This is a genomic window from Nitratireductor aquimarinus, from assembly GCF_017255295.1.
GTDB lineage: Bacteria > Pseudomonadota > Alphaproteobacteria > Rhizobiales > Rhizobiaceae > Nitratireductor > Nitratireductor aquimarinus.
Map to the genome: position 1 here is coordinate 238,266 of NZ_JAFKDE010000008.1, position 17,997 is coordinate 256,262.

Below are 17,997 nucleotides of genomic sequence, written 5' to 3' on the forward strand. Positions count from 1 at the left end.
ACCTGCGGGTGCGCCTGTCATGGTTGGCAGATGTTCGCTGCCAGATTCAAGCGTTTTGGTTGTCCGCAAACAGATCTTCATGAGCCGGTCTTGCCCCTAGTGATTGTCGCGTGGCACGGGAGGCATTTTGCCATCCTTGCCGCCCTGCGCGAGGCGCTGATAATTGACGGCCGGCTCAAGCACCATTCCGGCATCCAGCTGCGCAACCATGCCGCGCTGGATTTCCTGCCAGGGTGTTTGATGCGCCGGGTAGGCATAGCCTCCGGCTTTCTCAAGCTCCGTGCGACGCCTTTCGAGTTCATCCTCCGGCAAAAGCATGTCCGCGGTGCATTTGTTCAGGTCGATGCGCACGCGGTCGCCTGTTTTCAGGATCGCAAGCCCGCCATTGGCGGCCGCTTCCGGCGATGCGTTCAGGATGGAGGGAGAACCCGAAGTGCCCGACTGGCGGCCATCACCCACACAGGGCAGGGAGGTCACGCCGCGCTTGATCAGGTAATCGGGCGCGCGCATGTTCACCACTTCCGCCGCACCCGGATAGCCGATCGGGCCTGCGCCACGCATGAACAGGACGCTGTTTTCATCGATGTCCATTGCAGGGTCATCAATGCGCGCGTGATAGTCCTCAGGCCCGTCAAACACGATGGCGCGTCCTTCAAACGCCATCGGATCGTCCGGGTTGGAGAGATAGCGCTCGCGGAATTCATCGGAAATGACCGACAGTTTCATGATCGCGGAGCCGAACAGGTTTCCCTTCAAAACGCGGAAGCCCGCATTTTCCCGGAGCGGGTTGTCGAAGGGACGGATCACCTTTTCATCGGCAATGGCCGCCGTGCCGCAATTATCGCCAATGGTCTTGCCATTGACCGTCTTGGCATCCTCATGGATCAGCCCTGCGGACATGAGCTGGTTCACCACCGCCGGCACACCGCCCGCATGGTAATAGTCCTCGCCCAGATATTCGCCCGCTGGCTGCAAATTCACCAGGAGCGGCACTGTCTCGCCATAGGTCTGCCAGTCATCGATGGAGAGTTCGACGCCAAGATGGCGAGCGATGGCTGTCAGATGAATAGGCGCATTGGTCGAACCGCCAATTGCGGAATTGACCCGGATCGCGTTCAGAAACGCCTCACGCGTCATCACATCGCTTGGCTTCAGGTCTTCATGCACCATGTCGACGATGCGCAGGCCCGTGCGCCAGGCCACTTCCTGCCGGTCGCGATAGGGTGCGGGAATGGCGGCGGAGCCCGGCAGCTGCATGCCCAGCGCTTCCGCCAGCGAGTTCATCGTGGTCGCCGTGCCCATCGTGTTGCAATAGCCGGTCGATGGAGCGGAAGAGGCGACAAGGCGCACAAAACCCTCATAGTCGATCTCGCCTGCGGCCATCATCTCGCGCGCCTTCCAGACGATTGTGCCCGAGCCCGTGCGCTCGCCCCGGAACCAGCCGTTCAGCATCGGGCCGACCGAAAGCGCGATGGCCGGAATGTTGACCGTCGCCGCCGCCATCAAAAGTGCGGGCGTGGTCTTGTCGCAGCCAATGGTCAGAACAACGCCGTCGAGCGGATAGCCATAAAGCACTTCCACAAGGCTCAGATAGGCGAGATTGCGGTCGAGCGATGCGGTGGGGCGCTTGCCGGTTTCCTGTATCGGGTGCACCGGAAACTCGATGGCAATGCCGCCGGCTTCACGAATGCCCTCGCGAACCCGCTTCGCCAGCTCGATGTGATGACGATTGCAGGGCGAGAGATCGGAGCCGGTCTGCGCGATGCCGATGATCGGCTTGCCCGATTGCAGTTCTTCCTGCGACAGGCCGAAATTCAGATAACGCTCAAGATAGAGCGCCGTCATGTCTGGATTGTCGGCATTGTCGAACCAGGCGCGTGAGCGCAGGAAAGGGCGTTTCTGATCGCTGCTCATGACATCTCCGGATGCTCGATTTCAGGCCATCTTACCCACTTCCCCATTAATGTATACACAAAAAATTATCAACTTCAGTGAGCGACTGATGCTGCCCGACACCGGAAACACACATCTCTCCAACCACAAAAGCTGATTGAATTGAGATATTTAATCTTCCTTTGAAAGTCTTCTCTCAATTCCCAATCTGGAAATGTCAGCTCCATTGACTTTTATGGATACGTTGTCACATTTACGCGGAATTGCGTATGGAGGAGATGCGAATGTTGCTCGGCTGTATTGGGGATGATTTTACCGGCTCCTCCGATCTCGCCAACATGCTGGCCAAGAGCGGCATGAAAACCATCCAGTATTGCGGCGTGCCCGATGGCCCCGCCGACGCGTCCGTGGAGGCGGGCGTGGTCGCGCTCAAATCGCGCACCATCCCCGTGGCGGACGCCGTGCGCCAGTCGCTTGAGGCTGTCGAGTGGCTTCTGGAGCAGGGCGCGCAGCAGATCTATTTCAAATACTGCTCGACATTCGATTCAACGCCCGAAGGCAATATCGGCCCCGTCATCGACGCGCTGATGGAGCGTCTTGGCGCGGAGCAGACGGTGGTTTGCCCGGCCTTTCCGGCGACGGGGCGGACGGTCTATCAGGGGCATCTCTTCGTCAATGACCGTCTGCTCAGCGAAAGCGGCATGGAGCACCACCCGCTAACCCCGATGCGCGATGCCGATATCCGTCGCTGGCTCGCGCCGCAGACCACTGGTTCGGTCGGTCATGTCGGCGCGCAGACCGTGCGCCAGGGGGCCGACGCAATTGCCGGCGCACTGCGCCAGGAGGCCGCCAATGGCCGCACGCGCATCGTTGTCGACACGATTGCCGATGACGATCTGCACCAGATCGGTGCTGCCGTCCGCGACATGAAGCTGGTCACGGGAGGCTCCGGCCTTGGGCTGGGGCTGCCGGCGAATTTCCGCGATGCGGGCCTTCTGGGACAGGGCGGTGAAGGCTGGCAGGGATCTTCCGGCCGTGCCGCCATTCTTTCCGGCTCCTGCTCCGGTCAGACGCGCCGGCAGATCGGCGAATACGCAGCGGCTCATCCCGCCCTGAAGATCGAGCCGGAAGCCGTGCTCTCCGGCGAAATGACACCGCAGGCAGCAGTCGCATGGGTCAGGGAGCAGCCCGCCGGCATTGCGCCTCTGGTCTATTCCTCTGCCGACCCGGACGTGGTGCGTGCCGCGCAGGCCGCATTCGGCCGCGAGGAAGTTGCATCCGCTCTTGAAGGCTTCTTCGCGGCAGCAGCCGTGCAGCTCGTGGCCGATGGTTACGAGCGGCTCGTGGTTGCCGGCGGCGAGACATCGGGAGCCGTTGTTGAGGCGCTTGATCTTCTGGCACTTGATGTGGGGCCGGAGATCGCGCCGGGCGTTCCCGCGCTCAAGGCCGCAGGCCGCCCCGTTTTCGTGGCGCTGAAATCCGGCAATTTCGGTGACGACGTATTTTTCGCAAAGGCGCTCAATGTGCTGAAGGGAGAAGCCGCATGAGTGAAGAGAGCAGACTCCGCGAGGAAATGTGCACGCTTGCCGCCTCGCTTCATTCGCGCGGGCTGACCCATGGCGCGACCGGCAATGTTTCCGCCCGCACAAGCGATGGCGGCCTTCTGGTAACGCCCACCGGCTCGACCCTCGGCACGCTCGATCCGGCGCGGCTCAGCCGTTTCGATGCATCGGGCCGGCATGTGGATGGCGACAAGCCCACAAAGGAAATGCCGTTGCACGAGGCGTTTTACGAAACGCGCTCCAGGGCAGGCGCCATCGTGCATCTGCACTCCACGCATTCCGTCGCCTGGTCGCTTTTGCCGGATGTCGATCCGGACAATCTGTTTCCGCCGCTCACGGCCTATTCCATCATGCAGCTCGGCAAGGTGAAGCTGCTTCCCTACTTCATCCCCGGCGATGTCGCCATCGGCGAAGCGATCCGCGGACTGGCCGGAAAGCGCTCTGCCGTCATGCTGGCCAATCACGGCCCCGTCGTGGCGGGCAAGGATCTGCGCGCCGCAGGTCAGGCCATTGAGGAGCTGGAGGAAACCGCGCGGCTTGCGCTTCTCACGCGCGGGCTCTCGCCCAGCGTTCTGACATCCGAGCAGATCGCTCAGGTGGTGACGAAATTCGATGTGGAGTGGTCTTGATGCAGGGTTTTTCCGCCAATCTCGGGTTCCTCTGGACAGAGCTTTCCCTGCCGGATGCGGTCCGTAAGGCCCACGCGGCCGGCTTCGGAGCCGTCGAGTGCCACTGGCCCTATGCGGTTCCGGCCGAAGAGCTGCGCGCCGCCCTTGAGGAAACGGGGCTCCCGCTTCTCGGGTTGAACACCCGCAAGGGCGACCGCGAAGGAGATTTCGGTCTCGCGGCCCTGCCGGGGCGCGAGGAGGAAGCCCGCGCGGCAATCGACGAGGCGGTGGCCTATGCTGCGGCAGTGGGTGCACGCGCCGTTCACGTCATGGCGGGCCGGATAGCGGAAGACGAGGCGGCGGAAGCCGCGTTCGCGGCCAATCTCGCCCATGCCTGCAAGGCAGCCGAACCCCATGGAATCACGATCCTGATCGAGCCGATCAACCACCATGACGTGCCGGGCTATTTCCTCTCCCGCGTGGAGCAGGCGGCAGCAATCATCCGACGCGTCGGAGCATCGAACCTCAAGATAATGTTCGACTGCTATCACACCCAGATCATGCAGGGAGATCTCGTTCGCCGCTTTGCCGCCCATGGCGATCTCATCGGCCATGTGCAGATCGCGGCAGTGCCATCGCGCGCGGAACCGGATGAGGGAGAGATCTGCTTCGAACGTCTGCTGCCCGCCATGCGCGCCGGCGGCTATGAGGGTTTCTTCGGCGCGGAATACAAGCCGCGCGCGGGCACGGATGAGGGGCTTGGCTGGGCCAGGGCGTTTGCCAACACCTGACGGCGCAGCGCGCCGTCAGATGTGATCCTTCACCCGGTCCCAGGTGTTCATCAGGTGCTGCGCCATAACCTGGCCCAGCGCTTCGCCGTCGCGCTTTCTCAGGGCGGCGGCCATCTGCTCGTGTTCGGCAACGGCGGAATCCCAATAGGCCGGCTTGCTGTTGCCAAGGAAGCGGATGCGCTTGAGGCGCGCCTGAATGTTCGCCTGCACATCGCGCAGCGATTCATTGCCCGCAAGCTCCGAAACGCGCGAGTGGAATTCCTGATTCAGCTTGTAATAGGGCAGGCGGTCGCCCTCCCGATAGCGCTTCAGCATTTCCTCATGAAGCTTCAAAAGGCCGTCGATCTGCGCATCGCTGGCGCGTTCACAGATCAGCCGTCCCGCCAGCTTTTCCAGATGCGCGAGCAATTCCAGCATCGAAAACACATCCTGCGGGGTGAGCTTGCGCACGATGCTGCCTTTCGACGGACGAATGATGATCAGTCCTTCGGCCGCCAGTGTGCGCAGCGCTTCGCGGAAAGGCGTGCGCGAGACGCCAAGCTGCTCAACGAGCATGGTTTCGTCGATGCGCGTGCCGGGCGCGAGATGGCCCTCAATGATGAGATCACGAATGCGGTTGGCGACCTGGTCATGCAGTGTCTGCTTTTCGATCGCCACGGCTTCCATGGGAAAGGGGCTGCTGAGTTCCAAACGAGCTCTCCTGAATCATCGGGATTTCCGAAACATACAAAAAGATGCGTTGACGTGCGAATTTATAATTGTATATTTTGTATACAAAATAAGGAATACACAATGCAGCAGTCACGCATCGCCTTTGCGATTGGAGATCCAGCGGGCATTAGTCCGGAGCTTTCGGCACGTATCCTGGCCGATGAGAAAGCCAATCTTGGCGATCTGATCGTGATCGGCGATCAGCGGGTTTTGGCGCTTGGTGCGCGTCAGGCCGGCCTTTCGCTCGATCTTCCAGTGGTGCCGCGCGAGGCGCTCGAGGGCGACCTTCCCGAAGGTACGGTCCTGGTGGACATGGGCAATTGCGACCCCGAAAACGTGCCCATCGGCGAGGCCAGCATGGAAGGCGGTCGCGCCGCGCTCGACAATTTTGCCGCAGCTCTGAAGGTCGGCAAGGCGGGCCTTGCCAAAGCGGTGTTCTTCACCCCCTTCAACAAGCACGCGATGCGACTGGCAAAGTCAGATTATGTGGATGAAATCGGCTTCATCGACGCCACCATCGAGGCAGAGCGCAGCGGTCGCGAGTTCAACGTTCTGGATGAGGTGTGGAACGCGCGCGTCACGTCGCACATTCCCCTGCGCGACGTTGCCGACAAGCTGTCCGTCGACAGGATCTATGAGAGCCTGAAACTCACCACCGAGGTGATGGAAGGCGCTGGCATCAAGCGGCCGCGCATCGGCGTGGCGGCGCTCAATCCCCATGCGGGCGACGGCCGCAATTTCGGCTGGGAAGACGAGGACATCCTGCTCCCCGCAGTGGAGCGCGCGCAGCAGGAGCAGCTGGCCGTAACCGGGCCGATCCCCTCCGACACCGTGTTTGTGCGGGCCATCCGGGGCGAATTCGACGCCGTGATGACCATGTATCACGACCAGGGACAGATCGCGATGAAGCTGCTCGGCTTCGATCGCGGCGTCACACTGATTGCCGGCTATCCTTTCCCGATCGTCACGCCTGCCCATGGCACGGCATATGACATTGCGGGCAAGGGCATCGCCGATACGGGAGCGACCTTCAACGCGCTGGCGCTTGGGCGCCGGCTCGGAGACGAGCTTGGTTCGCAGAACGGCGCGGAAGCTTCTGCCTCGCACGAGCGGCAGGCGGTTTCCGGTTAGGTGAACCTGGCAAGCAGTGCCGGGCGGCCAGGGAGGGCCGCGCGGAGAGAAAATCAAGGGAGGAAAGTCATGAAACTGAAGCATATTGCATTCTGTCTGGCAGCCCTGCTGCCGGCAACGGGCGCCGGCGTCGCGCAGGCTCAGGAAGAAATCATCTTCGGTCTCAGCGCTGCCACCGGTTCTCTGCAGCAGCAGACGGCCAGCGAGTTCGCACGCCGTGTGAACGAAAAGCTTGATGGCAAAGCCGTGGTCAAGGTCTTTGACAGCTCTCAGCTGGGCAAGGACAAGGACATGCTGCAGAAGATCAAGCTCGGGACCATGCACCTGACACTGCCGTCTTCCACCATGCCCGACATTGCGTCGGAATACGCGATCTTCGATCTGCCCTTCCTTGTGGCGGACCGCGAGCATCTGACGAAGATCGACGAGACCCTTTTCAAGGACGTGCTGGTGCCGGCCGCCATGGAGCAGGGCTATCGCCCGCTGGCGATCTGGGAAAACGGCTTCCGCCAGATCACCAACAATGAGCGCCCGATCAACACCCCGGAAGACCTCAAGGGCCTGAAGATCCGCACGCCGAATTCGTCCTGGCGCGTGGCCATGTTCAAGGAATATGGGTCAAACCCGACGCCGATGGGCTTCTCCGAGGTATTTGTCGCGCTTCAGACCGGCGTGATCGACGGTCAGGAAAATCCGCTGACCAACATTGCCGCCGGCAAGCTCGACGAAGTGCAGGAATACCTGTCGCTTTCGGGCCACGTCTATTCGCCGGCTTATCCGACGGTCGGCGTCGCCGCTTTCGAGAAGCTTGACCCGGAAGTGCAGACCGTTCTCGCCGAGACGGCACAGGAAGTCGCCATCTGGGCGCGCGAAATGGGCGCTTCCAAGGATGGCGATCTGCTGAAGCAGCTCGAGGAAAACGGCATGAAGGTCAACAAGGCCGACCGCGCTGCATTCGTCGCGGCCTCCAAGCCACTCTATGACAAATTCGCCGCCGAAGTCGAAAACGGTCAGGCGATGATCGATCAGGCGCTGTCGCTGGCCGACGGTTCCTGACGCCCCAGGGTGGCGTCTCAACATGGGCGCCACCCGCCACTTCCACTCGATTTGCATTCTGCCCGGCTTGGGGTTTCTTGATATGGTTCGGCTCGCCCATTGGCTCGATCTTTTTCTGCAGGCGGTCACGCTGACCCTGCTTTTGGCGCTCTCCTGCGTTGTGGTGCTCGGTGTCGTGTTTCGATACTCGGGCAATTCGCTCATCTGGTATGATGAGGTCGCGGCGGTGCTCCTCGCCTGGATCACCTTTTCCGGAGCGGTTCTGGCCACGCTGCGCAATGCGCATCTGGGCTTCAATGGCCTCCTTCTCGGCTCGCCGCCTGCCATTCGAATGCTGCTCTTCTGGCTTGGCGAGACCATCTTCATCGGCGCCTTCGCCGCAATGGCCTGGGCCGGCTGGGCCATTCTGGAAATTTTTGGCAATGAAAGCATGACGACGCTGCGTTTCGTGCCGCGAAGCTTCGTGCAGTCGGTTCTGCCCTTGAGCGCCGGACTGATGATCGTCGGCCGCCTTCTCACCCTGCCGGAACGTCTGCGCAGCACGCAGGCCGGCATTGATCCGGAAGCCGTCGAAATCGAACATGAAATTGCCCGCGCGCAGGATGAATTGTCGCGTGTTCAGGCGGAGAACGCACGATGAGTGAAGCCCTTATCCTTCTTTCCATGTTCGCGATGATCGCAATCGGCCTGCCGATTGCCGTGTCGATCCTCGCCAGCGCGCTTGCCGGCCTCTGGCTGCTCAACGGTCATCTGGGCTTTCTGAACGCCGCGCTCTCCATCTTCGATGGCGCGACCAGCTTTCCGCTGATTGCGATCCCGCTCTTCATCCTTGCCGGCGCGCTGATGAACACCGGCGGCATTTCCACGCGCCTCATCGCCTTTGTTTCCGCACTCATCGGCTTCATCCGCGGCGGCCTCGCCATGGTCAATGTGGGTGTGTCGATGTTCTTTGCAGAGATCTCCGGCTCCGCCGTGGCCGATGTTGCCGCCACGGGTTCGGTGCTGATCCCCGCCATGAAGAAGCGCGGCTACAATCCGCGTTTCGCGGCGGCCATCACCTCGTCATCGGCTTCGCTGGCGATCATCATTCCGCCGTCGATCCCGATGATCCTCTATGGCGCCCTGTCCAACACGTCGATCGTGCAGCTATTCGTGGCCGGCATCGTTCCGGGCGTGCTTGGCGGCTTTCTTCTCATGGCGCTCTCCTATTATTTCGCCGTGCGTTACAACCTGCCGCGCGAGGATGGCTTCAGCCTTCCGCGCCTGTGGCACGCGACAAAGGATGCTGCCTGGGCGCTCGTTCTGCCAATCATCATTCTGGGTGGCATTTTCGGCGGTCTGGTCACGGCAACGGAGGGTGCAGGCCTCGCGGTTGTCACCGCACTCTTCATCGGCGTGTTCATCTACCGGGAGATCGACCTCGGGCGGCTTTATCATTCGCTCGTGGAGGGCGTCGTGCAGACCGCCGTGGTCATGCTTCTGGTCGCAAGCTCTGCCGTTCTCGGCCTCTACCTCACCGAAACGGAGCTGCCGCAGCGCCTGGCGCAGGGCATTCTGTCGATCACGACGAACAAGCTCATCGTCCTGATGATCATCAATGTCTTCCTGCTGTTCCTCGGCATGATCTTGCACGGTGCAGCGGCCATCATCCTGACCGTTCCGATCTTCATGCCGCTCGTGCACCAGCTTGGCATTGATCCGGTGCAGTTCGGCATTCTTCTGACGCTGAACATCGCACTCGGTCAGCAGACCCCGCCGGTCGCCAGTGTTCTGGTCACCTCCTGCTCCATCGCCAAGACGGATGTGTGGAGCACGACCAAGACCAATCTGCCCTTCATCGCGGTTCTGATGCTGGTGCTGCTGCTCGTCACCTATGTGCCGCCAGTGTCACTGGGCCTGGTCGACGCCTTCTACGACCGCTAGGTGTCCCCCGCGAAATGCAGGCCTTGAAAACGCCCATCGTTTCAATGAGACGGTGGGCGTTTTAGCGTCAGGACCTAGCGTGACGAACGGTTGCCGGACGTCCGGGCGGGCGCATGGGTCCGCGCCTGTTCCCGCGTTCTCCCTGAAGGCAGGAGGTCGCTCGTATCGACGAATTCTTCGAGCGCAAACGGTTTGCTGAAATAGTACCCCTGCGCCACGTCAATGGCCGTATTCTGCTTAAGATATTCCACTTCTTCCAGCGTCTCGACACCTTCGATCACCAGCTTCATGTCCAGCGCATGGCCGAGCGATTCAATGGTCTTGAGAACGCTCTGGCTGCGCGGGCGGCAGTGAACGTTCTGCACGAAGGAACGGTCTATCTTCAGTTCATCGGCGGTGACTGCGGCAAGTGCGGAAAGCGAGGAATAGCCGACCCCGAAATCGTCGATTGAGAGCTTCACGCCCGCTTCGCGCAGCATGGGCAGCGTGTTTTTGCTCAGGAGCTCACCATTCAGGAATGCTTCTTCCGTGATTTCGAGAATGAAGCGCTCGGGGCGATGATACGAGGTCAGAAGGTCGAGCAGGTTGCGGGTAAAAACCGGACTGCTCGCCTGATGCGCAGTGATGTTGAGGCTGATGGAAATGCTCGGTGCGAAGACGGCGTCGATGCGCGGCAGGGAGTCCATCACCTCGTGTGCGACATGCTCAGAAACCGCATCAATGATGCCGGCATCCGTGGCCAGATTCACGAAATCGCCGAGCGCCTGCAGTTTTCCATCGTCATCGCGCCAGCGCAGAAGCGTTTCAACGCCAACCACCGTGTTGTCCCTCAGGCTCACCTTGGGCTGATAGACGCAGCAGAGTTTCTGGTCACGCAGCGCCGTGCGCAACCGCTGTTCGATGGACATATCGGTGGTGCCGCGCAGGGCAGACGCTGTCGGCTTGTAGCCGATCCGGCCTTTCGATTCCGACTTCGCCGCGCGCAGCGCCTGATCGGCGGAAACGAGCAGGGTCTCGAAATCCGCACCATCTTCGGCAAACAGGCTGATGCCGATGGAAGCCGAGGAAAATGTCTCGATGCCCTGAATGAGAAAGGGCTCCTTGGCGCGGGCGAGCAGCTGGTTCGCATAATCGGAAATGTCGAGATCTTCGAGATCGGTGACGAAGATGCAGAACATGCCGTTTGCGAGATAACCCAGAACATCGCAACTGCGCACGCAGGACGACATGCGTTCAGAGAAGGCGGCGATCAGGAGGTTCGTGAAGGCGGCCCCGTAATAGTCATTGGTACGGCCAAGCCCGTCGAGATCGATCAGGAAAAGCGCTGCCTGCCGGTCGGCATGCGTTTGCAGTTCCGCCCCGACCATGCGGCCAAGCAGGGTCTTGTTCGGCAATCCCGTCAGTTCATCGAAGAAGGCAAGCCGGAATATCTCTTCATCGAGATCGGGCAGGGCTTCGGCATCCAGCCACAGGCTCACATTGAAGCTGCGGTCGCCTGTCTGCGTGGCAAAACGCATTTCCCGCACCGTCGCCTCGTCTCCGGAAAGCCGGTGCAGGCCCGCCTGTCGGTTGGCATAGACTTCCAGCCCATCCGCATCCGTAACGGCCAGCCCGAAGGAGGCGTTTTCCAGAATTCCCTCCAGATCGGAGGGCAGGGCGCGGGCAGGAGGCATCTGCTAGCGGCTCAGATATTCACGGCGCGCCTGCTGCAGGGCCTTGGAAATCTTGTCTTCTGCCTGTTCTGCACGCTGGTAGGCTGCGTTGCCGGACGGCATTTGGGAACCGATGCTCTCGCTCTGTCCGGCACTCGCCGTCTGCCCCTGCGCCTGGCTCATGATCGAGCCGCGCCAGCGCTCAACGACCGCGTTGACAAACTCGGTTCTGGAGGCGGGGCTCAGATCTTTCGGCAGCGCGGCAGCAGCTTCGCTTCGCGGCAGGAGTTCCTGCGAAAGACGATTGAAAACGAACTGGACGGGAAGCGGCATGCCTTCGCCGAAACCGACAACTTCACCCGTCCCAAGAGACGGCACGAATTCCAGCAGATTGGCCGTTGCGTCGGAAACGGCGGATTTCAGGAGCGCCTGATCGCGCTCATTGGCCATCCTCATGGCGAAAAGCGTGTTGCACTGGGAGATGATGGTGGGGTCGAGTTCGGCAGGGCGCTGCGTCACCAGACCGAGATAGACGCCATATTTACGGCCTTCCTTTGCAATGCGGGAAAGGGCGTTCTTGCTCGGCGTAAAGCCAACGGTCGGATCGGCGGCGGCAAAGCGGTGCGCTTCCTCGCAGACCAGCAGCAGCGGCATCGCGCCGTCGCTCCACATGCCGAAATCGAAGGCGAGGCGCGAAATCACACAGACCACCGCGTCCACCACCTCGATGGGCAGGCTCGCCAACTGGATAATCGTCGCCTGACGGCCGTTTGCCTCCAGCCGGAAAAGCTCCGTCAGGATGGTCGCCATCGTGTCGCCGCCAACGGTGGCATTGGAGAACATGAAAGCGTAGCGGGGATCGTTCTTCACCGTTTCAATCCGCCCGATCAGACGGTGGTGCGTCATGCGCGAGGAGCGATTTTCCAGCTTGCCCATGCGCTCGTCGATCAGCGCCAGCAGATCCTGCATCAGATAGGGCACGGGCGTGTCGACCGAGAAACTGCTCTGGCGGGGCTCGCTCTTGCGCAGGCTGCTGGCGCGCTCGCCCGTCTGGCGGCGGTTGAGATATTGCGTTTTGGCCAGCGGAATCAATTCCGACAAAATGTCGATTTCTGCCGAAATCGGGGGTTTTCCAGCGTAAAGCACGTCGGAAAATTCCTCAAAATTGAACAGCCAGTAGGGCAATCGCAGATTTTTCGCACCCACCAGGTTCGCCTGATCGGCAAAGACGCTGCCATATTCATTGTGATTGTCGAGGATCAGAACCCGCAGTTCCGGCCAGCTTGCGATGACCTGCCGGAGGATGACCGCAAGCCCGCTCGATTTGCCAACACCGGTCGAGCCGAGCACCGCAAAGTGCTTGGTGACGAGATTTTCAACATCCACATAAGCGGGAACGCTGGTGTCATGATGCAGCCGCCCAATCTCGGCAAAGGAACTCTTGTCGCCCCGAAATATCAGGCGCAGCTGATCGCTGCCGATGATCCGGGCCCGGTCGTGAATCGCTGGATAGGCGCTGACGCCCCGGCGAAACCGGCGCTGGCCGCTGGCGTCGCTTGAAATTTCGCCGACCAGATCGATCCGGGCAATGGCCTTCGGCCCTCCCGTCGTGCTCGCTGCCTGTGTCTTGAGAGACACTTCCGTGACCTGGCCCAGAAGCTCCCGCGCGCCGGTCTCGATGGCCATGAATTTGCCGACGGTGGTGCGCAGTTCTTCTGTCGTCGTGGCGATGGGCAATTCTATGTAAGCTTCCGATCCCTTGACCGAACTCACATAGCAGTCATCCGCATTTCTGTTCGGTAAGGCGCTTGGGAAGCCGTTGAAACTCTCAGGCATGGTGTCTGGGACCTGCAACTTGTTGAGCGTGTGAACTGAAACTGGTCGCGTATGAGGCGAATTGGACACGGATTTCTTAAGTAATGCGTTAAGAGCGCCATTGTGCGGTCTCAAAATAAAATCAAAAGGATGGAATAATTTTCTCTCCCCGCACGTCTCTCCCACGACAGCTGCATTTTGAATGCGGCGAGCCAGCTTAACCGCCAGCGCACAGGGAGGAATGAAATGACGCGCACCGCCGAACCGAAACAAACCCGCAATGAGGCGGCATCCGGCGCAGATGCCGGATCTGCGGACGCATCCACCGAGGGCATCGTCAACGCCGGCCGCCGCGGTTTCCTGAAGAACACCGGGCTTGCAACCATGGCCGCGATGGTGGGCGCTTCAATCCCGTTCCATCGCAACATGCCGGCAGGGCTCGTTCCCGCCGCCTTCGCGCAGGATGGCGACGCGCTTGCCGGAAAGGATGGTCTCACGCTTCTCAACGACCGTCCCGTCAATGCCGAAACACCGGCCGAACTTCTCGATGACGCTGTCACCCCCATCAGCCGTCACTTCATCCGCAACAACGGTGTTCCGCCGGAAAACGTCGATGCCGATGCATGGACGCTGACCATTGATGGTTTCGTGGACAATCCGCTTGAACTCTCGATTGCGGATCTGCGTGATCAGTTCGAAGTGGTGACCATGCAGCTGACGCTTGAGTGCGGCGGCAATGGGCGCGGCTTCTTCGATCCGCCGGCTTCCGGAAACCAGTGGACCTATGGCGCAGTGGCCTGTTCGGAATGGACCGGCGTGCGCCTGAAGGACGTGTTGGAGAAGGCAGGCGTGCAGTCGAATGTGGTCTACACCGCCCATTACGGCGCCGATGGCCACCTTTCGGGCGATCCGGACAAGCTGCCCATTTCGCGTGGCGTGCCCATCGCAAAGGCTCTGACCGACAATGTGCTGATTGCCTTCGAGATGAATGGCGAGGCGCTGCACCCGATGAATGGCGCACCGCTGCGTCTCGTGGTTGCGGGTTGGCCGGCCTCCACCGCACAGAAATGGCTGACGCGCATCGAGCTGCGTGATCAGGTGCATGACGGCCCCAAGATGACGGGCACATCCTATCGTGTGCCGGCCTATCCGGTGGCTCCCGGTCAGGAAGTGCCCGAAGAGGATTTCGTCATCATCGAGCGCATGCCGGTGAAATCCCTCATCACCTTCCCGGCCAATGGCACGGATATCGGCATGGAAACGGACGTGCGCGGCCATGCCTGGTCCGGCGACCGCTCCATCAGCAAGCTTGATATCTCGATAGATTTCGGCACGACCTGGCAGACGGTCGAGCTGGATGATCCGGTCAATGACGGCGCATGGCAGAACTGGCGCACCAAGGTGACGCTGCCACAGGCCGGCTATTATGAGATTTGGGCGCGCGCGACGGACAGCGAAGGCGACATGCAGCCTTTCGCCATCGCGTGGAACCCGAAGGGCTATCTCAACAACTCGATGCACCGGGTTGGCGTTCGCGCCAGCTGATCCGGTTCATATGTATTCATTCAGACCAGTGATAACGTGGAGCGGCCCGTGCGCCGCTTCACGGTTCTGATTGTCATGGAGAAAAGAATAATGAACTTCAATTTTGTTCGGCTGGGGCTTGTCGGACTTTCTCTTTTGGTCGCTTCCCCCGCCATGGCGGATATGCAGGATGATCTTGCTGAAGCGGATGTTTCAAAGGGTGAGACGCTGTTCAAGCGTTGCGTGGCGTGCCACACCATCGAAAAAGGTGACCGGAACAAGGTCGGCCCAAATCTTTACGGCATCGTCGGTCGCCCGGCCGCAGATGCGCCCGGCTACGCCTATTCCACGGGCATGAAAAACTATGGCGGCGAATGGACGGTCGAGCGTCTCGATGCCTATCTGCTTCAGCCCCGCACCGAGGTGAAGGGCACCAAGATGGCCTTTGCCGGCCTCAAGAGCGAGGATGACCGCGTCGACCTGATCGCCTATCTCAACACGTTCTCGGACAATCCGCTCCAGTTCGGCGCGGCCGAGGAAGAGAATGAGACCGCCGAAGACGTGAAGAAGGCCGAGGCGTCCGGCGAGGGTGAAGAAACCATCGAGGGTGATTTCGGCAAGCTGAAAGTCGCTGCCGGTGTCGAGGAAACCTACTACACCTGCACCGCCTGCCATTCGGAAATGATCGTCGCCCAGCAGGGGCTCAGCCGCGAGGGCTGGGAGAAAATGCTGAAATGGATGGTCGATGAGCAGGGCATGGACGAGATTGCCGAGCCCGACCACACGATCATTCTCGATTACCTGACGGCCCACTACAATGAGGATCGTCCGAACTTCCCGCGTCCGAACTGACGGCGCATATTTCAGCCCCGCTCCGGCGGGGCTGAAATATTTTTGCCCCTATCCGCAGGACGTGGCCCGTGCGGTCGCGTCCTGCAGGGCGATCACGGTTTCAGGCCTCTCCATCCGGCGCGTGGCCTGCTCCAGATAATCGGTGATCGCTAAAAACTTGCCCGCATCCATGTCCGTCGCAAAGATCCGGTAGAAGCGATCCGGCACATCCCATTGGGCGCTTTGCAGGCCGGGCGACGTTTCGGTCTCTATGGAGCTGTTGCTCGCCACGACGGTCAACCGGCAGCCTTCACGCCCTGCAAAATGGGCCGCAGTGCCATAGGGCAGGTCCCTGATCGCGACGAGTGTGAGGTTGGCGGCGGAGAGGTCCGGGAAGTCCTCGGACCGTTCGCCGGCGATCGTGCGGAAGGTTTTGTCTTTTGCCACATAGGTCTGCGCAGCAAAACTCTCGTGCACGGCGAGCGCGGTGTCCGGCCCGGATGTATCCGGTTGTTTCGGCAGAGCGATGAAAAGAGCCAGGGCGAGAGAACCGGCGAACGCTGCGCTCGCCCACCAGCGCCAGGAGAACCTGTTGTCGTTCTGGCCTGCGGGGTGAGCCGCCGGCTCCGGCCTGAGCGCCTTCAGGCTGGCAGACATGTCGCGGATTTCAGCCAGAGCGGCCTGCAATGCCGGCTCTTCCTCCAGCCTGCGGGCGAAAGCCTCGCTCTCTTTTCCCAGCTCGCCATCGTGGAATGCGTTGACCCTGATGAAGTCCTCTTCCGTTACCTTGCTCATGGAGTCTGCTTTACCTGCTCTTCATCCTGATCGTCGCCGTTTACGCGGCGCAAAAGCTCTTTCCGGGCCCGGCTGATGCGGCTCATCACCGTGCCCGTGGGCACATTCATGATCTCGGCCGCTTCCGCATATTTGAAGCCCATGATGTCGATGAGAAACAAAACCTCCCGCGTCTCGGGCGGCAGTTTCTCAAAGGCGAGCCGAACGAGAACATCGCGTCCTGCGCTGCTCGTTCCGTCGCTTTCATCCATAAGACGTTTGTGCGCTGCCATATATTCGCGGCGCACGCGTCTTTTTCTCAATTCGTCGTAATGAAGGTTGCGGATGACGCGAAACATCCACGGCCGCAGTTCCTCGATACGCTCTGGCCGTGTTTCGTGACGCAGGGCGCGCTCCACCGCATCCTGGACCAGATCATCCGGGCTTTCCGCCGCGCCACAGATCGAGCGCGCATAGGCGCGCAATTCCGGAAGAAGCAATTCGATCTGCGAAAGATGAGCCATGTGCTGCCGGTCGCGTTCCCCAATGCTCCGTTGCTGCTTTCGTCTTCTGCGAAATTTTACTGCCGGAGCCCCATTTCCTGCAAAGTAAACCTTGTACTTTGTGCGAGGCAAGGCGATGCGGGTTGACAGGCTCGCTGAAATTATGAAACGATCCAAACATAATGTTGCTATCGTAACATATCATCTGGCAGCCCCGTCTTTCGCGGGGCGGGCACGAAACACACGGACGCTGCAATGACCGACGCTCTCGCCCGAAACACCGGCACGCAACTGAGACCTGAATGGTTCGAGGATGTGTCCGTCAACCGCACTGCGGCCGAGCGCCGGGCGGGCACGCTTGCCGCGCGCCGTTCGGTCAAGAAAGCCTATCAGGCGGCATGGCTCGTGCGGGCCATCACCTGCATCGACCTGACGACACTTGCCGGTGACGACACGCCGGGACGTGTGCGCCGGCTTTGCGCCAAGGCGCGGCGTCCGGTGCGCGAAGACATTCTGGAAGCGCTGGGGCTCGCCGATGCCGGCATCACCACCGGCGCTGTCTGCGTTTATCCGACCATGGTTGGCCATGCGGTAAAGGCGCTGCAAGGCAGCAACATTCCGGTGGCCTCCGTGGCGACGGGCTTTCCCGCCGGCCTCATGCCCCTGCCGCAGCGCCTGGCGGAAATCCGCTATGCGGTGGAAGAGGGCGCGCACGAAATCGATATCGTCATTACCCGCGAATATGTGCTCACGCAGAACTGGAGCGCGCTCTATGACGAGATCGCCGCCATGCGCGAGGCCTGTGGCGAGGCGCATATGAAGGCCATTCTGGCGACCGGCGATCTGAGCACGCTCACCAATGTCTACCGTGCCTCGATGGTCGCCATGCAGGCGGGGTCCGACTTCATCAAGACGTCAACCGGCAAGGAAGGCGTGAACGCCACACTGCCGGTGAGCCTGACCATGGTGCGAGCGCTGCGCGATTATCGCGAATATTCGGGCCAGATTGTCGGCTTCAAGCCGGCGGGCGGCCTCAAGACCGCCAAGGATGCGCTGGCCTGGCTGACGCTGATGAAAGAGGAGCTGGGCAATCGCTGGCTGGAGCCGGACCTGTTCCGCATCGGCGCAAGCTCGTTGCTTGGCGACATTGAACGGCAATTGGAGCACTTCGTGACCGGCCGCTATTCCAGCGCCAACCGTCACGCGGTCGCATGAGGAATCGA

16 protein-coding genes are annotated in these 17,997 nt (G+C 60.9%); 10 read left to right on the forward strand and 6 right to left on the reverse strand.

Translation table 11 applies throughout. From position 1 onward, the window contains the following. Positions 1-96 precede the first annotated feature (96 nt). On the reverse strand, positions 97-1,914 hold the full coding sequence (locus JYP46_RS15555; RefSeq protein WP_206548615.1) for an IlvD/Edd family dehydratase: 1,818 nt from the start codon (positions 1,912-1,914) through the stop codon (positions 97-99). Between the two features lie 263 nt (positions 1,915-2,177). On the opposite strand from JYP46_RS15555, the gene otnK reads away from it, so the two are divergent. The 3 genes from otnK to JYP46_RS15570 are packed head-to-tail and all read left to right on the forward strand — an operon-like array spanning position 2,178 to position 4,854. Then, the gene (gene otnK / locus JYP46_RS15560) at positions 2,178-3,440 is read left to right on the forward strand and encodes a 3-oxo-tetronate kinase (RefSeq protein ID WP_206548616.1); all 1,263 of its coding nucleotides are present in this window, start codon (positions 2,178-2,180) and stop codon (positions 3,438-3,440) included. After that, positions 3,437-4,084, forward strand: coding sequence for a 3-oxo-tetronate 4-phosphate decarboxylase (gene otnC, locus JYP46_RS15565; RefSeq protein ID WP_113156913.1), 648 nt, complete (start codon positions 3,437-3,439; stop codon positions 4,082-4,084). Before otnK ends, otnC begins: the two co-directional genes overlap by 4 nt. Then, positions 4,084-4,854, forward strand: coding sequence for a hydroxypyruvate isomerase family protein (locus JYP46_RS15570; protein WP_206548617.1), 771 nt, complete (start codon positions 4,084-4,086; stop codon positions 4,852-4,854). Before otnC ends, JYP46_RS15570 begins: the two co-directional genes overlap by 1 nt. Before the next feature lie 15 nt (positions 4,855-4,869). Here the strand turns inward: JYP46_RS15570 and JYP46_RS15575 are convergent, their stop codons facing one another. Further along, positions 4,870-5,520 carry a GntR family transcriptional regulator gene (locus JYP46_RS15575; protein WP_222474181.1) on the reverse strand — a complete coding sequence of 217 codons (651 nt, stop codon included), beginning with the start codon at positions 5,518-5,520 and terminating at the stop codon, positions 4,870-4,872. 126 nt (positions 5,521-5,646) lie between these two features. Between JYP46_RS15575 and JYP46_RS15580 the strand changes: the two genes are divergently transcribed. The 4 genes from JYP46_RS15580 to JYP46_RS15595 all read left to right on the forward strand — a co-directional run bounded on the left by JYP46_RS15580 (position 5,647) and on the right by JYP46_RS15595 (position 9,675). Beyond that, positions 5,647-6,696, forward strand: coding sequence for a 4-hydroxythreonine-4-phosphate dehydrogenase PdxA (locus tag JYP46_RS15580; protein WP_206544852.1), 1,050 nt, complete (start codon positions 5,647-5,649; stop codon positions 6,694-6,696). A gap of 69 nt (positions 6,697-6,765) precedes the next feature. Continuing rightward, positions 6,766-7,752 (forward strand): TRAP transporter substrate-binding protein, encoded by a 987-nt coding sequence (locus tag JYP46_RS15585; protein ID WP_206544851.1) that lies wholly within the window; start codon positions 6,766-6,768, stop codon positions 7,750-7,752. Positions 7,753-7,834: 82 nt separating this feature from the next. Next, entirely contained in the window at positions 7,835-8,392 is a 558-nt protein-coding gene (locus JYP46_RS15590) for a TRAP transporter small permease (RefSeq protein WP_210346626.1), read from the forward strand. Beyond that, positions 8,389-9,675 carry a TRAP transporter large permease gene (locus tag JYP46_RS15595; RefSeq protein ID WP_206544850.1) on the forward strand — a complete coding sequence of 429 codons (1,287 nt, stop codon included), beginning with the start codon at positions 8,389-8,391 and terminating at the stop codon, positions 9,673-9,675. Before JYP46_RS15590 ends, JYP46_RS15595 begins: the two co-directional genes overlap by 4 nt. A gap of 74 nt (positions 9,676-9,749) precedes the next feature. On the opposite strand, the gene JYP46_RS15600 is transcribed toward JYP46_RS15595, so the two are convergent. Continuing rightward, positions 9,750-11,348: a putative bifunctional diguanylate cyclase/phosphodiesterase gene (locus JYP46_RS15600; RefSeq protein WP_206548619.1), complete on the reverse strand. Its 1,599-nt coding sequence runs from the start codon at positions 11,346-11,348 to the stop codon at positions 9,750-9,752. Between the two features lie 3 nt (positions 11,349-11,351). Beyond that, positions 11,352-13,100: an ATP-binding protein gene (locus JYP46_RS15605; protein ID WP_342357335.1), complete on the reverse strand. Its 1,749-nt coding sequence runs from the start codon at positions 13,098-13,100 to the stop codon at positions 11,352-11,354. Positions 13,101-13,388: 288 nt separating this feature from the next. Between JYP46_RS15605 and JYP46_RS15610 the strand changes: the two genes are divergently transcribed. Then, positions 13,389-14,687 (forward strand): sulfite oxidase, encoded by a 1,299-nt coding sequence (locus JYP46_RS15610; protein ID WP_206548621.1) that lies wholly within the window; start codon positions 13,389-13,391, stop codon positions 14,685-14,687. 90 nt (positions 14,688-14,777) lie between these two features. After that, positions 14,778-15,518, forward strand: a complete 741-nt coding sequence (locus JYP46_RS15615; protein ID WP_206548622.1) for a c-type cytochrome — start codon at positions 14,778-14,780, stop codon at positions 15,516-15,518. Between the two features lie 48 nt (positions 15,519-15,566). On the opposite strand, the gene JYP46_RS15620 is transcribed toward JYP46_RS15615, so the two are convergent. Both JYP46_RS15620 and JYP46_RS15625 read right to left on the reverse strand, forming a co-directional pair. Further along, positions 15,567-16,292, reverse strand: a complete 726-nt coding sequence (locus JYP46_RS15620) for a hypothetical protein (protein ID WP_206548623.1) — start codon at positions 16,290-16,292, stop codon at positions 15,567-15,569. After that, positions 16,289-16,795 carry an RNA polymerase sigma factor gene (locus JYP46_RS15625; RefSeq protein WP_206548624.1) on the reverse strand — a complete coding sequence of 169 codons (507 nt, stop codon included), beginning with the start codon at positions 16,793-16,795 and terminating at the stop codon, positions 16,289-16,291. The genes JYP46_RS15620 and JYP46_RS15625 overlap by 4 nt, the downstream gene beginning before the upstream one ends. Positions 16,796-17,029: 234 nt before the next feature. On the opposite strand from JYP46_RS15625, the gene deoC reads away from it, so the two are divergent. After that, positions 17,030-17,989 carry a deoxyribose-phosphate aldolase gene (gene deoC / locus JYP46_RS15630; RefSeq protein ID WP_206548625.1) on the forward strand — a complete coding sequence of 320 codons (960 nt, stop codon included), beginning with the start codon at positions 17,030-17,032 and terminating at the stop codon, positions 17,987-17,989. Positions 17,990-17,997 lie beyond the last annotated feature (8 nt).

Bases quoted from the DNA above. Each gene is read 5' to 3' on its own strand.
- JYP46_RS15555 (WP_206548615.1), bottom strand. From the start codon at position 1,914: ATGAGCAGCGATCAGAAACGCCCTTTCCTGCGCTCACGCGCCTGGTTC.
- otnK (WP_206548616.1), top strand. From the start codon at position 2,178: ATGTTGCTCGGCTGTATTGGGGATGATTTTACCGGCTCCTCCGATCTC.
- otnC (WP_113156913.1), top strand. From the start codon at position 3,437: ATGAGTGAAGAGAGCAGACTCCGCGAGGAAATGTGCACGCTTGCCGCC.
- JYP46_RS15570 (WP_206548617.1), top strand. From the start codon at position 4,084: ATGCAGGGTTTTTCCGCCAATCTCGGGTTCCTCTGGACAGAGCTTTCC.
- JYP46_RS15575 (WP_222474181.1), bottom strand. From the start codon at position 5,520: ATGGAAGCCGTGGCGATCGAAAAGCAGACACTGCATGACCAGGTCGCC.
- JYP46_RS15580 (WP_206544852.1), top strand. From the start codon at position 5,647: ATGCAGCAGTCACGCATCGCCTTTGCGATTGGAGATCCAGCGGGCATT.
- JYP46_RS15585 (WP_206544851.1), top strand. From the start codon at position 6,766: ATGAAACTGAAGCATATTGCATTCTGTCTGGCAGCCCTGCTGCCGGCA.
- JYP46_RS15590 (WP_210346626.1), top strand. From the start codon at position 7,835: ATGGTTCGGCTCGCCCATTGGCTCGATCTTTTTCTGCAGGCGGTCACG.
- JYP46_RS15595 (WP_206544850.1), top strand. From the start codon at position 8,389: ATGAGTGAAGCCCTTATCCTTCTTTCCATGTTCGCGATGATCGCAATC.
- JYP46_RS15600 (WP_206548619.1), bottom strand. From the start codon at position 11,348: ATGCCTCCTGCCCGCGCCCTGCCCTCCGATCTGGAGGGAATTCTGGAA.
- JYP46_RS15610 (WP_206548621.1), top strand. From the start codon at position 13,389: ATGACGCGCACCGCCGAACCGAAACAAACCCGCAATGAGGCGGCATCC.
- JYP46_RS15615 (WP_206548622.1), top strand. From the start codon at position 14,778: ATGAACTTCAATTTTGTTCGGCTGGGGCTTGTCGGACTTTCTCTTTTG.
- JYP46_RS15620 (WP_206548623.1), bottom strand. From the start codon at position 16,292: ATGAGCAAGGTAACGGAAGAGGACTTCATCAGGGTCAACGCATTCCAC.
- JYP46_RS15625 (WP_206548624.1), bottom strand. From the start codon at position 16,795: ATGGCTCATCTTTCGCAGATCGAATTGCTTCTTCCGGAATTGCGCGCC.
- deoC (WP_206548625.1), top strand. From the start codon at position 17,030: ATGACCGACGCTCTCGCCCGAAACACCGGCACGCAACTGAGACCTGAA.